The sequence below is a fragment of the Montanilutibacter psychrotolerans genome (assembly GCF_003719825.1).
Classification (GTDB): Bacteria; Pseudomonadota; Gammaproteobacteria; order Xanthomonadales; family Xanthomonadaceae; genus Montanilutibacter; species Montanilutibacter psychrotolerans.
The window spans coordinates 72,267-86,807 of the sequence record NZ_RIBS01000001.1 but is presented as its reverse complement, the minus strand read 5'-3'; the positions used below and the strand labels follow the sequence as shown (position 1 = coordinate 86,807).

Annotated in this window: 10 protein-coding genes; 6 read left to right on the top strand and 4 right to left on the bottom strand. The window is 66.5% G+C overall.

What is annotated here, in order from left to right; translation table 11 throughout:
- Window positions 1–22 precede the first annotated feature (22 nt).
- The 4 genes from EER27_RS00335 to gap form a co-directional block, all read right to left on the bottom strand.
- Window positions 23–322 carry a YrhB domain-containing protein gene (locus EER27_RS00335; protein WP_190285577.1) on the bottom strand — a complete coding sequence of 100 codons (300 nt, stop codon included), beginning with the start codon at window positions 320–322 and terminating at the stop codon, window positions 23–25.
- Window positions 322–7,413, bottom strand: a complete 7,092-nt coding sequence (locus tag EER27_RS00330; RefSeq protein ID WP_190285576.1) for a SpvB/TcaC N-terminal domain-containing protein — start codon at window positions 7,411–7,413, stop codon at window positions 322–324. The genes EER27_RS00335 and EER27_RS00330 overlap by 1 nt, the downstream gene beginning before the upstream one ends.
- 419 nt (window positions 7,414–7,832) lie before the next feature.
- Window positions 7,833–8,243 carry a group III truncated hemoglobin gene (locus EER27_RS00325; protein WP_123086048.1) on the bottom strand — a complete coding sequence of 137 codons (411 nt, stop codon included), beginning with the start codon at window positions 8,241–8,243 and terminating at the stop codon, window positions 7,833–7,835.
- Between the two features lie 201 nt (window positions 8,244–8,444).
- Entirely contained in the window at window positions 8,445–9,449 is a 1,005-nt protein-coding gene (gene gap / locus EER27_RS00320; RefSeq protein ID WP_123086047.1) for a type I glyceraldehyde-3-phosphate dehydrogenase, read from the bottom strand.
- 199 nt (window positions 9,450–9,648) lie between these two features.
- Here gap and EER27_RS00315 point away from each other — a divergent pair, with 199 nt between their 5' ends.
- The 6 genes from EER27_RS00315 (at window position 9,649) to EER27_RS00290 (ending at window position 14,430) form a co-directional block, all read left to right on the top strand.
- Window positions 9,649–10,473: a S1/P1 nuclease gene (locus EER27_RS00315; protein WP_123086627.1), complete on the top strand. Its 825-nt coding sequence runs from the start codon at window positions 9,649–9,651 to the stop codon at window positions 10,471–10,473.
- A 138-nt stretch (window positions 10,474–10,611) separates the two neighbouring features.
- Window positions 10,612–11,490 (top strand): MBL fold metallo-hydrolase, encoded by an 879-nt coding sequence (locus tag EER27_RS00310; RefSeq protein WP_123086046.1) that lies wholly within the window; start codon window positions 10,612–10,614, stop codon window positions 11,488–11,490.
- Between the two features lie 153 nt (window positions 11,491–11,643).
- The gene (locus EER27_RS00305) at window positions 11,644–12,156 is read left to right on the top strand and encodes a molybdopterin-binding protein (RefSeq protein ID WP_123086045.1); all 513 of its coding nucleotides are present in this window, start codon (window positions 11,644–11,646) and stop codon (window positions 12,154–12,156) included.
- 18 nt (window positions 12,157–12,174) lie between these two features.
- The gene (gene modA, locus EER27_RS00300) at window positions 12,175–12,987 is read left to right on the top strand and encodes a molybdate ABC transporter substrate-binding protein (protein WP_123086044.1); all 813 of its coding nucleotides are present in this window, start codon (window positions 12,175–12,177) and stop codon (window positions 12,985–12,987) included.
- A gap of 58 nt (window positions 12,988–13,045) precedes the next feature.
- Window positions 13,046–13,738 carry a molybdate ABC transporter permease subunit gene (gene modB / locus EER27_RS00295; protein WP_123086043.1) on the top strand — a complete coding sequence of 231 codons (693 nt, stop codon included), beginning with the start codon at window positions 13,046–13,048 and terminating at the stop codon, window positions 13,736–13,738.
- A 32-nt stretch (window positions 13,739–13,770) separates the two neighbouring features.
- Window positions 13,771–14,430 carry an ATP-binding cassette domain-containing protein gene (locus EER27_RS00290; protein ID WP_223807148.1) on the top strand — a complete coding sequence of 220 codons (660 nt, stop codon included), beginning with the start codon at window positions 13,771–13,773 and terminating at the stop codon, window positions 14,428–14,430.
- Window positions 14,431–14,541: the final 111 nt, after the last annotated feature.

The following is a 14,541-nucleotide window of genomic DNA, read 5'->3' as shown; positions in this document are numbered from 1 at the left end:
CAGGCCTAATAACTTGGGTCAATTAGCCCGCCGCATGTTCGTCGTAACCAATCTTTGCGTAAGCCAATTCCAAAGATAGCGACGAAGGGAATTCTTCGACGCCACCATCAGCAAAGACGAGGATCGGTCCATTCCCAACGAGCGAATCCGATGGATTGCTTGAGCGAATAAAATCTGTCGTATTGTAAAAATACAGCCATCCCTGCGATCCACGAACAGTCTTCTCTGGAATGATCGAAAAGGCGTCGACTAAAGCAGATGCCAGAGCATCGATGCGCTGCTGCGCCAGCTCGAATGCAGTTGCCTCACTTATTCTAGACATCATTTTGTCCTCAACAGCTGAAAATTTTGGTACCCATCAACTCTCGCAGCTTTGCCGGTCTGACCGTCAATGAATCGAATAGCTCCCCGCTGGTTAACCACGTTGAAAACGTGGCCGACGTCGCTTCCCCGGGATCCAAACACAATCCCTCGCGCACCGTTACCCGCGCCAGCCATCGAATTCGCAATATCGCCAATTGTTGTGGCGGGGCCAAAGCGATTGCCATACATCGTCTCTAGTACGCCAAGTCGATAGGGGCCGCCTGGCATGGCCGACGCGGCACGGCCGGCCAAAGTTGCATCGGTGGCTATTACGCAGTTGACGCAATTCATTTTGCCGCCGACCGCGTTCACACCTCGAATCGACCCTGCTTCTGCACTTGCTCCTCGCAGACTAGCAATTCCCGCTTCAGTTGCGGCCCCTGCTGTGCGTCGAACGAGCCCCTTGATGACCACGCCACCAACCCCGCCACCAACCAGCGTTTCCTCTACGATCGTGACGGGCTCAAGAGCTTCGTGCGCAACAATGTTCGCGCGAATAGCCCGGTATTTGGCAATTAGGACTTCGTCCGGAATCAACTGAACAGTAACTGGATCAATATCCGGCCCCAGCCCGTACGTACTTGCCGGACGGCATTCGTTGGGGCCCCACGTCCCACAACCAGATCCGCCCCACAGGCTCGGCCCGCTCCGTGAACCTTTACTTGAGGCCGTCGCCGCTTGCTCTTGGCGATCTCCCGCGCCAGTCGCCGACTGACCTGACGTAGAGCCATTCCCGCCGCTTGATTTTCTCGCGGCACGTCCCGTATGACCATTCCCCGGTTCGTAAGTAGTGCAACCGTTGGCGTTTTCCGTGTTCCCCACGTCGCAAATGCTGCCTCTGATTGAGTACCCCGTTGGGTCCGTGCCGCTCAGCGGGTTGTTGAGGATGTAGCTGTACGGATTCAGGCTTTGCGAGTTCAGCGGGAACTGGATCACCGGGTCCACGCCGGTGAAGCGGCCCAGGTTGTAGTCGTACACCCGGCCGTTCATGTGGATCAGGGACAGGCTGTTGAGGTGCTCGTGGCCGGTGAAGCCGTGGCGGGAGTTGCCGGTGCTGGCCAGCTTGGTAGCGTCGGCCCAGGTGCCCGAACGCGGTTTGCCGAAGGCATCGAAGCCGCGGGTTTCGAGCATGGCACCGCTGCTGTCGGCCAGCGCGTCCACGCTGCCCAGGCGATCGGTGAGCAGGTAGTCCACGCGACGCGTCGAGCCGGCCTGGGTGACCACCACGCTGCTGCCGACGTAGGTCTTGTCCTGCATCGTCGGGGCGTACTGGCGTTCGACCGTACCGAAGTACATCAGTTCGCCGTCGGTGCCCCACTGGCGGATGCGTGAGCCGTCCGGACCGTAGTCGAAGTTCTGGATCACGGCGCCACGCGCGATCCGCACCGGACGCTGGGTGTGGTCGTAACGCATCGCCAGGCCGGCGTTGTCGGAGGTCATGTTGCCGGTGGCGTCGTAGCAGTACGTGCGCGTACCGCCGGCGGCCAGGGCCACGCTCTTGACCGCGTTCGGGCCACCACCGCAGGTACCGCCCGAGTAGACGTAGGCGTTGGTGCCGATGTTGGTGCTGAAGTCCGACTTGAACGTGAAGTTGCCGGCCGCGTCGTAGCCGTAGTTCACGGTGGCGACGGTGGCGCCGCTGCGCGTGGCCTGTTCGAGGCGATGCAGGGCGTCGTACTGGTAGTCCTCCTTGACGCTGCCGCTGTTCAGCTGTTGCCACAGCACGTTGCCGAACACGTCGTAGCGGTACTCGAGCTTGCGCAACGTCGGCACGAGCACGCTGCCGTACTGCACCGACAGCATCTGCCCGGTCTGCCCCTGGTACGTGCGGATGGCGGTGATGTTGCCTCCCGCCAGGGTTTCCTGCGTCGCGTTGCCACGCGCATCCACGGCATCGACAACGCGGTAATCCTCGCCGGTGACCGCATTGCTCTCGCGAATTAGGTGGCCGTACTTGGAGTAGCGCAACCACAGTGTCTCGGCGTTGCCGTAGGTCTGTGCCTTGGCGCGACCGTAGTACGCGTCGTAGCTGGTTTCCTGCTTTAGGGTGTCGTAGGCGCCACCGATCGCGCGACGCTGCACCAGCGTGCGGGAGACCGGGCGCGACTGGGTGTCGTAACCCAGCGTCTCCTTGCGCAGGCTCATCGCGTTGAGCTTGCGTTCGCTGCCGGCGGGCGAACCCTTGGCATAGGCCGGGTCGTAGGTGAAGGTGTCGACCACGGTGTCCAGCGCACCCGTGCCGTCATGGTCGTACGTGGCCGAGGCCTGCAGTGGCCGGCCCAGCTTGTCGTATCCGGTGGTGGTGGTGATGCCGCGCGCGTCCCTCTGGCCAAGCACCTCGCCCAGGGCGTTGTAGTCGAAGCTCCAGCTGCCCTGGTTGGGGTCCACCGCCGAGGTGCGCTGGCCCAACGCGTTGTAGGTGGCCTTGATCACGTTGCTGTTGGCATCGCGGATGGCGATGGCGTTGCCCGTGCTGTCGTACCAGAAGCGGGTGATGCCCCCCTTGGCATCGACGGTCTCGACATGGCGACCAAGGCTGTCGGTGGTGCGGGTCAGCTTGAGGCAGCCGGTGGTGTCGGTGTCGTTGCTGCCGCAGACCTGGATGGCGGTCGTACGGCCGAGGTAGGCGTACGTGGTGACCATGTCGCCGCGGCCGTCATGATTGGCCGTGGCGACCACCTTGCTGGTGGGACGGCCGAGCACGTCGTACGCGGGGAAGGTGGTGTAGTACTCCTGCCCCGTGTTGCGGTAGGGCTCTGTCTGGGACACGACCTGCCCCAGGGCGTTGTAACGGATAGCCACGTGACTGACCGTGTTGTCGGCAAGGCGTTGCCGGGTGAGCAGTGCCCTGCCGAACACATCCGAATACACGGTCTGCGTCGGGGCGCCGTCCTGCACGGTCATCTGCACCACCTTGCCGGCGGCCAGGATGCCGGTGCAGACGGATACCGAGCACCTGATCACGCTCGTCGTCTTGTCCGGTGCCAGCACCACCGCATCGGTGGCGCCACGGTATTTCACGCGCACGGGCAGGCCGAAGACGTCGTACTCGATCAGCTGTCGCATGCCGTTGGCGTCGGTGACCGAATCCGGCTGGCCATCGGCCTTGCGGGTGGAAGTGCTGACCTGGTGGTTCAACGGGTTCCTTATCCAGGCCGCGAAGTAACCGTCGGCGCTGTAGCCTGTGGTGACGGTGCGGGCACCGTTGGGATCACCGGAAGCGGTGACCGACACGCTGGTCGGCAGGCCGTAATTGTTGCTGGCCGGGTAGCCGAAGACGGTGGTGCGTTCCTGGTCGGCGACACCGGGCTGCACGACCTGCGATGCCAGGGTGCGGTCGGCGTTCCAGGCGAAGGCAGTGGTGACCGTGCGTACCGGGTTCTCCGTGCCGGCGGGCAACGTGTGCGAGGCACCAAAGACGATGCTGCTGCTTTCCGTGCGCGACTTCAGGCGATCGATCCACCAGTTGGCGGTGTCCACGGCCTCGAATGTGTTGAGGGTGCGCTTGCACTGCAAGCCGATGAACTCGCGATAGCCGGCCGTACCACTGCCATCGTCGATCAGCGTGGTCTGTACTACCAGGTTGCCCCAGAGATTGTAGCCCGAGGTGGTGTTGAACGAGCCATCACAGGTGGGGCTGTCGGCCGCAACCACCCGGGTGCGCGAGAGCAGGCCTGGCGTGCCGCCGGCGGAGTTGTCGGCCGTGGCGGCGTCGTAGGCCAGGGTCTGCTGGACATCGAGATACGGGAACTTGACCACCGCCTGACCCGACGGTGCCGTGCACGCCGTGGTGTCGTGCCGGTTGGCACGATTGCAGCGCCAGGTGAAGTCCTGGACGCTGATCGGTGCGTCGACACCGCTGCGCTTGAGCGAATTGACGACGATCTTCTCGGGCTGGCTGGTCAGCGGGAACTTCTGGTGGAACGTGGTTGACGTGCGCGTACCGGCCGCCTCGTCCTCGACCACCACCGTGCGAAAGCCCTGGAAGCCGCGACCGCGCGCGTGATACATCGCTTCCGAATAGCCGTAGCGCCAGGAGCGGAAATCGCCCACGCCGTCGCTTTGGATCATGTCCGACACGACCGGCATCGACGAGGTGAAGTAGAAGTGCCGGTCGTCGATGTAGCGGTCGGCCGCCGCCGTGGGAAGGGTGTACAGCGGCAGCTCGCCGGCAGTACGGCCGGCCTTGCTGGACAGGGGGTAGTACGTCCAGACGGTCTGGACGCCCATGCCGTCGGTGACACCCGACATCAGGTCGGGTGTTTGCGGGGTCAGGCCATCGGGATTCATCACACCGCCCGGGCCGCGGTTTTCATTGATGAAGATGTTGTTGCCAAACGCAGGCGAGCCATCCGGAAGCGTTGTCGGGAAATACCCCAGCGGCGCGCCGATCGGCGTCGCTGTCGCAGTCGGGATGGCGCAGGCTCCTGTTTGCGTCCAGGCACACGGGGCCTTGGTAATGCCGTCGACGAGCCCGTCGCCGAACAGATCCACGCCCATGGTGGCGTTGTACCCGTGAATGATCGGCGTTTCGAAGCTCTCACCTCGGAAGTTGCCGGGCCCGACTTCGACGTAGCGAGAGGCCTGCATTCCGTAAGCGGAGAAGTCGTACTCCAGGTAGGCGCCCCCTTCGTAGTCACGCAGGCCGCCGACACGGTAGTCGTCACCGTTGAAGTACGCGCGAGTGAACGGCAGTGATTCGCTGCCGGCCTCTTCCGGGCATAGGTAGCGGATATCGCAGTGCAGCGGGTTCTCCACCTTCGGAGGGCATTGCGGAACGTGCCGGAAGCAGACGCGCGTGACATAGCGGTTCGCCGTCAGCCGCTCGATCTGTCCATCGCCGTCAATGTCGGCATGCCGTTCACGCGTCAATCCCATGCCGACCGGTATCGCGAACGAGGCCTGCGCGCCTGCCGTGAGCGTCCCGGCAGGCGCAAAGCCGCGCCCCGTGTTCAAGCGAATGCCCCAGTCGTCCAGACCGTCGCCATTGACGTCGGAATTCGGTGTCGCACCGGCAGCGAGCGCGGAGATGTAGTTTGCGCGCGGGTCGTTGCCAGACAGGTTGGCGTTGAAGTAGGTCTCCAGCAACGCATAGCCGCCCGTGCACAGTCCAGTGCCATTGCAGCCCCAGTAGATGCGCTTCTTGTCCATGTCATCCGAATGGCCAGTCGGCTCGATGAATATCTCCGGCAGGCCGTCGCCATTCAGATCGGAGACCTTGCTCACCGTCTCCCACATGACCTGTCGCCCGAAGCCATCGGTGCGCGAGCGCAGGCACGACGACGACACCTTCTCGAAGGTGGCCGGGGCGGCCGGACCGGCCGGATTGGCGCGATTGAGATAGGTCTCCAGCTGATAGCGGCAGCCGTCGTTCGCATTGGGTGGCACGCGTTGCACGACCAGGTCGGGGCGGCCGTCGCCGTTCATGTCTCCCGAGTGCTCCCAGAGGCCCTCAATGCCGGTATCCCACGAGTTGGTGAAGGCCTGGGACGTGGTGGTGGCATTCGCAGGGCCGTGCCAGAACCGGATGACAAGGCGGTTTGAGACGCCTTCGACAACGTCGGTGCGACCATCCAGGTCAAAGTCCGCATTGACACCCTTGTCGTACATCAAACCCAGCACACCGACGCCACCGTCGTACTTGACCGCGGCGGTCACCTTGCGTTCTGGCGAGAGGCTGAGCAGGTACGCCGCCTGCACGCCGGGATTGGCCGGATCGTCGCCGCTGCCCCACACCTCCGTGGCACCGTCGCCGTTGAAGTCGCCGCCGCCGGATTCCACGAACTTCCAGTTCTGATCGGGAACCGCTACTCCGGAGGAAATGGCGAGCTTGCCGAACCGGTACTGGATGGGCTGCGACTGCCAAGTGAACATCGTGGGCTTGCGACAGGTCGCAACGCCTTCGCTGTATGCGCAGTCGGTGACCGACTTGAGCAGGCTGCGGCCCGTCGCGCCGCTGATCTGGTACGCCAGGACATAGCTGCGGATCGGCTCGATGCCGACCCAGGTGATGATCTGCTTGAGGCGCTGCGAACTGCGGGTGAGTCCATCGGCCAGGTAGTTGGAGGACTGGTCACGAGCGCCGCCGGTGGTCGGGCGGGTCTCGTAGACCATCTCGACGCTGCGGTCGCCATCGGTACTGCCAAAGCCCGTGTAGAACACCTGGCTCAGCAGGTTTTCGCCATTGCCGAAGCTTGTGTAGGCGTAGCGGACGAAATTGCCGACGCGGTCCTGGCGACGCTCGATCAGCCAAGTCATCGGCAGGGCCACGTTGCCAGGGATGACACGCGCGGGGTTGGTCGCGGACGAGTTGCCGCCGTAAAACACGATATCGCCGGACTTGGTTTCGACCTTGAAGTAGGCCGCCGCGGAACTCAGGGCGCCGCCAAGCTGGGTGACGCGCGAGAACGACTCGATCTCGGTGGCATAGGTGGCGCCAATCTGCCCATAGGTGCCCGAGGTCGCGACCAGGCGCGCGCCGTCCAGGCAGAGCTTGTCGAGCGCATCCAGTTCGACCGGGCGCACAATGCCGTCCTGTTCGAGCGTGGACGGACAACGCGATACCGCCGATGTCGCCGACAACGACCAGCCCATGCCAGCAATGCCATTGCCAGAACGACTGCTGTAGTTCAACGAAAGCTCCGGCTGCATGCCGCGACGCCCGGGCGGCAATGCGATCGGCACGGAGTAGCTGGCCGCACCACCGTTGACCGCCGCCTCGCCCGCCAGCTTGCCGACCGTCGGGTCGTGCGTCAGCTGCTCGGAGGCCAGGCTCACCGGCGTTTCGTCCGGAACGTTGACGACCGCCGCGATCGACGCGGATTCACCCGATTCGAACACCGCACTCAAGTCTTCAACCCACTCATCGCCCCCGGGCAGCGCCTGCGTTGCCAACACCGCGCCCGCCGCGACCAGCAGCCCCAGGACCAGCCCAAGACGGCGACGCGCCTTGCCCGCGCCCGGAGGCTTGGCCGCATGGGTGTCGATTGAAGTCACAGCATCGGCGGCGGCGCCGTTTTGCGGCGTCGACGTGAATCGGTCGTAGGTCACTGCATTGTCCCCTGCGCCGATGCAGCGCACGGGATTTCCGCGGCACGATCACCAGCATTTTGTCGTCGCTGGTTCCGGCGAAACCCCATGAAACCGGCGCTCTCCGCCCGTTTCAGCCCCTGCCAGACCACAGCCATTTGAATTCTGGTGGACCTTATACGGGGCCGGCGCAGTCAAGCGCAATCAGGAAATTCCGCGATCAAGCCTAGGGAAACGCCTCTCGCAAGCTGCGACCCGACACTACAGGTGAGTTCTACAAGGCGGCAGCCGACGCCTCTTGGCCCTTCGATTCTCTTGCGGCGGCGGCTTTCGCAATGAGGCAGTGACATGCCGCAGCATCAACTGGCAGCCACCCGGACATGCGCATCGTGAGTGCGCTGAAACCGACGGCCACGCCGCGGCTGGCTACGGCGTGCGTTTCAGCTCGCGCCGCCGATGACCGGCAGGCCGAGGCCGCGCGTTTCGGGCTCGATGCCGACGCCGTAGCGCAGGCTGCGGCCAATGCGCTCGGCGTGGCCTTGCAGGAGTTGCGCGTGTTCGGGCGCGAACAGCGCGTCGGTGGTTTCGCGCCACAGCGCCAGCCACTGGTCGAAATGCTCGGCGCGGATCGGCAAGCCGCGGTGCTTGGCCATCGGGTTGCCGCGGTAGCTGCGCGCCTCCAGCGTGATGGACGCCCAGAAGGAGGTCAGCAGTCGCTTGTGCTCGGGCCAGTCATCGACCGCCTGGTTGAACACCGGACCGAGCATCGCGTCGGCCCGCACCTTCTCGTAGAAGGCATCGACCAGCTGCGCAAGGCCGGATTCGTCGAGGGAGAGGAAGTCTGTCGTCATGGCCCCTCCCCAATGGGGACGGCACGCCGCGCGATCAAGATGCCAGACGCGCGTAGCGGGAGGTGCGAACCAAGGAATGCCTCGCAAAGCCGGTGGCAGCACTCACACACCGACTCACTCATCGGTTCACTCAACTCACCGGGCCCCACAAACGAAAAAGCCCCGGCATGCCGGGGCTCTTCGTTGCAGGGAAGGCGGCGATTACTTCGCCGACACGACCTTGACCATTTCCAGGCACTTGTTCGAGTAGCCCCACTCGTTGTCGTACCAGCTGACGAGCTTGACGAAGGTGCCGTCGAGCGCGATGCCGGCATCGGCGTCGAAGATCGAGGTGCGGGTGTCGCCGCGGAAATCGGTGGCAACCACCTTGTCCTCGGTGTAGCCCAGGATGCCCTTCAGCGCGCCTTCCGACTGCGCCTTCATTTCCGCGCAGATCTCGGCGTAGGTGGCGTCATTGTTGAGCTCGACGGTCAGGTCGACCACCGACACGTCCGAGGTCGGCACGCGGAAGCTCATGCCGGTGAGCTTCTTGTTGAGCTCGGGGATCACCACGCCCACGGCCTTGGCGGCACCGGTGGACGACGGGATGATGTTCTCGAGGATGCCGCGGCCGCCGCGCCAATCCTTGTTGGACGGGCCGTCGACGGTCTTCTGGGTGGCGGTGGCGGCGTGCACGGTGGTCATCAGGCCGCGCTTGATGCCCCACTTGTCGTTCAGCACCTTGGCCAGCGGGGCCAGGCAGTTGGTGGTGCACGAGGCGTTGGAGATGATCGCCTCGCCCTTGTACGTCTTGTCGTTGACGCCGTAGACGAACATCGGCGTGTCGTCCTTCGACGGGGCCGACAGGATGACCTTCTTGGCGCCCGCGTCGAGGTGCTTCTGCGCGGTGGCCTTGTCCAGGAACAGGCCGGTGGACTCGATGACGACTTCAGCGCCGACTTCGTCCCACTTCAGGTTGGCCGGATCGCGTTCCTGGGTCAGGCGGATCTTCTTGCCGTTGACGATGATGTTGCTGCCGTCGACCTGCACGTCGCCCTTGAAGCGGCCATGCACCGAATCGTACTGCAGCATGTAGGCCAGGTATTCCGGCTCAAGCAGGTCGTTGATGGCGACGATCTCGATGTCGTTGCCGAAGTTCTGCACGGCCGAACGCAGCACGTTGCGTCCGATGCGGCCGAAACCGTTGATACCAACCTTGATCGCCATTACGGGAGCTCCTGACCGGAGGGTGTGGGGAAGCCGGCTATTTTAGCCGCAACTGCGGCCGGCTGCCCCACGCCCGGTCCGGGCCCGCTTCAAGCGCTACCCCGGACGCCGACGGCCAGACCACGACAGGCCCGCAGACGCCGCCATCGGCTACCTTGGGTCGCCCCCAACCTCGCCCAGAACCGTGCCCCGGACCCCGATCAGCGCCACGCTCCACCTCGCCGCCGCCGCATTGCTGCTGACCGCGGCCGTCCCCGCCCTGGCCTGGGGCAAGCTCGGGCACCGACTGGTCGCCGATCTGGCCGCGCAGGACCTGCGCCCGGCCGCCCGCGCCGAAGTCGCCGCCCTGCTGGCCGGCGAGCCCGAGCCGACCCTGGCCGGCGTCGCCAGCTGGGCCGACGAGCTGCGCGACAACAACCCCCAGCTGGGCCGGACCAGCAGTCGCTGGCACTACATCAACCTGGGCGAGCACGCCTGCCGTTACGACGCCGCGCAAGCCTGCCGCAACGGCGATTGCGTGGTCGAGGCGATCCGCCGGCAGCTGGCGATCCTGGCCGACCACGCACGTTCACGGGACGACCGCCGCCAGGCGCTGAAGTTCGTGGTGCATTTCGTCGGCGACATCCACCAGCCGTTGCACGCCGGCAACGCCAGCGACAAGGGCGGCAACGAGGTCCAGGTCAGCCTGCCCGATGGCACCGGCAGCAACCTGCACTCGCTGTGGGACAGCGGCATGCTCAAGGCCAGCGGCCTCGACGAGCCTGCCTACCTGCGTCGCCTGGACGCGCTGCCACTGGCCGTGGCCGTCACCCGCACGCCGTTGACGCCCGACACCGCGGGTTGGGCCGAAGCCTCCTGCCGCATCGCCGCGCAGCCGGGCCTGTACCCGCCGCGCGCGAAACTGTCGGCCGACTACATGGGCACCTGGCGGCCGGTCGCGGAGGAGCAGATGCGCCGCGCCGGCAGCCGGCTGGCCGAATTGTTGAACGCTGCGCTGACCGGTCCGGCCTCCCGGCGTCGGTGAGCTGGTCCGCCACGTCGGGCGCCTGCCCGAGTGGGCACCCGACGTGGAGGTTGCTACGCGCCCGCCCGTAACGAAACGCATCCGGCGTTGAACGTAAACTGCGTTCGCCCCTTCCTCCGACCAGCGTCCGGGAGATCCATGCACGATCCGGTCCACGGCCCGCGTGTTCAGCCGTTCTTCCACGCTGACAGCAACACCTGGAGCTACGTGGTGGCCGACCCGGCGACCGCGCAGGCCGCGATCATCGATCCGGTGCTCGACTTCGATGCGAAGTCAGGCCGCACTGCCACGACGTCGGCCGAGACCTTGCTGGCACACGTCGCGACGCTCGGCCTGGACGTTCGCTGGATCCTCGAAACCCACGCCCATGCCGACCACCTCAGTGCCGGCGACTGGCTCCGGGCGCGCCTGCCCGGTGCGACGCTCGCGATCGGCGATGGCATCCGCGTCGTGCAGGTGGCGATGCGGTCGCTGTTCAACCTGGGCGCGCAGTTCCCCGTCGACGGCTCGCAGTTCGATCACCTGTTCGAGGATGGCGAACGCTTCGCCATCGGCGCGCTCGCCGCGCGCGTGATCGCCGTGCCGGGGCATACCAGCGACAGCTGCGCCTACCTGATCGGCGATGCGCTGTTCACCGGCGACTCGCTGTTCATGCCCGACAGCGGCACCGCGCGCTGCGACTTCCCCGGTGGCGACGCGCACACGCTGTTCCGCTCGATCCAGCGCCTGTACGAACTGCCCGACGACACACGCGTGTTCGTCTGCCACGACTACGCGCCCGGTGGTCGAACGCTCGCCTGCCAGACCACGATCGGCGACCAGAAGCGCGACAACATCCACGTCCGCGAAGGCGCCGACGAAGCGGCGTTCGTCGCGCTCCGCCAAGCACGCGACGCCACGCTGGCCACGCCAGCGCTGATGTTGCCCGCCGTGCAGGTCAACCTGCGTGCTGGCCGCTTGCCACCGGCCGAGGACAACGGCGTGCGCTACCTCAAGATCCCGCTCGACCAGCTCTGAGCCACGCCACCACGCACCGCACTGACGTGTGCGGGAGCGACGCAGGTGCCCGGCTGCGCGCTGACGTTCTCGCCGCGGAGCTTCTCGTGTCGGTGTTTCCGGCGCGGGCATTCTGGCAAGCTCCTCTCCCGCACACGGGTCCCGGTCCGCACGATGAATCGATCGATCTTCCTTCGCGTCGTGCCATGGCTCGCGCTGGCGCTGTCGCTGCCCGTCCTGGCCCACGAACCCGGCGCGCGTGCCGCCGACATCCTCCCGACCGCCCCCATCCCGGACGCCGTGTCGGTGCCGCTGGATGCCGCCGCTCTCGCCGCCCTGCCGCGCGAACCGGTCGAGGCGGTCGCGCACGGCAAGGCATTGCATTGCGAAGGCGTGACGCTGACGGCACTGCTGCAGGCCAGCGGCGCGATGCCGCGCGAGACACTGCGCGGTTCGCACCTGGCGCGCCGAGTGGAACTGCGCGCCCGCGACGGTTATCGGGTCACCTTCGCGCTCGCCGATTTCGATCCGGAGCTCGGCGCGGTTCGCGCCGTGGTGGTGGATCGTTGCGACGGCCGACCGCTACCGGCCGACGACGGCCCGCTTCGCCTGATCGTCCCCGCCGAGAAGCGGCCTGCGCGCTGGATTCGCCAGCTCGTTGCCGTCGACGTACTTTCCCCGCGCTGATCGCACCAGGACTTGCCGATGCCCGCCCTGCTCCGACGTTGCCTGGTTGCGCTTTCGCTGGTCGCGCTGTCGTTGGTGGTGCCCAACGCGATCGCCGCCGAGCCGCTGACGGTGTTCGCCGCCGCCAGCCTCAAGGAATCGCTCGACGAGGCCGCGCTGGCTTACCAGCGCGAGACCGCGCAACCGGTGCGGGTGTCGTACGCGGCCAGCTCGGCGCTGGCGCGGCAAATCGAACAGGGCGCGCCGGCGGACGTGTTCCTGTCGGCGGACCTGGATTGGATGGACTACCTGCAGCAGCGCCGGCTGATCGACGTGGCCAGCCGCCGCAACCTGCTCGGCAACTCGCTGGTGCTGGTCGCACCGCACACGAGTGCGTTGGGCCCCATCACGCTGCGCGCCGGCGTCGACCTGCGTCCTGCACTCGGCGCCGACGACCGCCTCGCGCTGGCGCTAACCGGCAGCGTTCCCGCCGGCAAGTACGCGCGCGCCGCGTTCGTGTCGTTCGGGGTTTGGCAGCAACTGCAACCGCGCGTGGCCGAGGCCGAGAACGTGCGCGCCGCGCTGATGCTGGTCGCGCGCGGCGAGGTGCCACTGGGCGTGGTGTACGCGAGCGACGCGCGCGCCGAACCGAAGGTGCGCGTGCTGGCCGGCTTCCCGCCCGGCAGCCACGCACCCATCGTCTATCCGGCGGCACGTATCGCCGCCAGTCGCCATCCGCGTGCGGGCACGTTCGTGCGCTGGCTGTCCGGGCCCACCGCCGCGGCGATCTTCCGACGCCACGGTTTCATGGTGCTGGCGCCTTCGCCGGCACGACCGGCAACCGCGCGCTGAGCGCTGCGCAACCGCCGGCCACCCGCAAGTGGCCGGCGATGCGCGACACTGCCACGCGATGCCCCACTTCAGCCCTTCCGAACTGACCGCGATCGCGCTGAGCCTCAAGGTCGCGCTGGTCGCCGTACTGGCCAGCCTGCCGCTCGGCGTCGCCACCGGTTGGCTGCTCGCGCGCCGCACGTTTCCCGGCAAGCTGGTGCTGGACACCCTGCTGCACCTGCCGTTGGTGTTGCCGCCGGTGGTCACCGGCTACGCCTTGCTGGTGACGTTCGGCAACCAGGGCGCGGTGGGGCGCTGGCTGGCCGAATGGCTGGGCATCAGCTTTGCCTTCCGCTGGACCGGTGCGGCGCTGGCCAGCGCCATCATGGGTTTCCCGTTGATGGTGCGCGCCATCCGGCTGTCGATCGAGGCCGTCGACCGGCGGCTCGAGCAGGCGGCGTCGACGCTGGGCGCCAACCCGTGGCGCGTGTTCTTCGGCATCACCGTGCCGCTGGCCTGGCCGGGCATCGTGGCCGGCGCGGTACTCGCATTCGCGAAGGCGCTGGGCGAGTTCGGCGCGACGATCACGTTCGTCTCCAACATTCCCGGCCAGACGCAGACCCTCTCGTCGGCCATCTACGGATTGATGCAGGTGCCCGGCGGCGAAGCCGGCATCTGGCGGTTGACCGCGGTGGCGGTGACGATCTCGTTCGCGGCCGTGCTGGTGTCCGAATGGCTGGTGCAGCGCCAGCGGCGCGGGCTGCAGTCGTGAGTGCCGCGTCCGACGCTGCGCCGACCTGGCGCCTGGAGTTCGCCCTGCGGCGCGGCGCGACGTTCCGCCGCGACGTCAGCATCCGCAGCCAGCGGCGCGTGATCGCGCTGGTTGGCGCGTCGGGTGTCGGCAAGAGTTCGGTGCTGCATGCGATCGCCGGCCTGGTTCGGCCGTTGCATGGGCGCATCGAGATCGGCGACGACTGCCTGTTTGACAGCGCGCGCGGCATCGACCTGCCCCCGCACCGTCGCCGCATCGGCTACGTCTTCCAGGACGCGCGGTTGTTCCCGCATCTGGACGTCCGCGCCAACCTGCTCTATGGCTTCCGCGCCGGCCGCGCGCACCGACCGGCCGTGCAGGACCCGCGTTTCGGCTTCGACCGCGTGGTCGAACTGCTCGGCATCGGTGCACTGCTGGCGAGGCGCAGCCCCGGCCTCTCGGGCGGCGAGATGCAACGTGTTGCGCTGGGTCGCGCGCTGCTGTCGCAACCGCGCATACTGCTGCTCGACGAACCCCTGTCGATGCTCGACATGGACCGCCGCGACGAGCTGCTGCCCTACCTGCAACGCGTGCGCGACGAGGCCGCGCTGCCCATGGCCTACGTCAGCCACGTGCCCGACGAGGTCCGTCGCATCGCCGAAGAAGTGTTCGTGATCGGCGAGGCGCCACGCGGGGACGGCGGAGCCGGCTGAGCGTTCACCGTGCGGGCGTGTGCACGGGGCGGTGACACGACGTCAGGGGCCCGCGCGGCAAAGATTCGGCCGCGAACTGCGCGGCGGCCAAGTGCACTGGCATCGACGGCG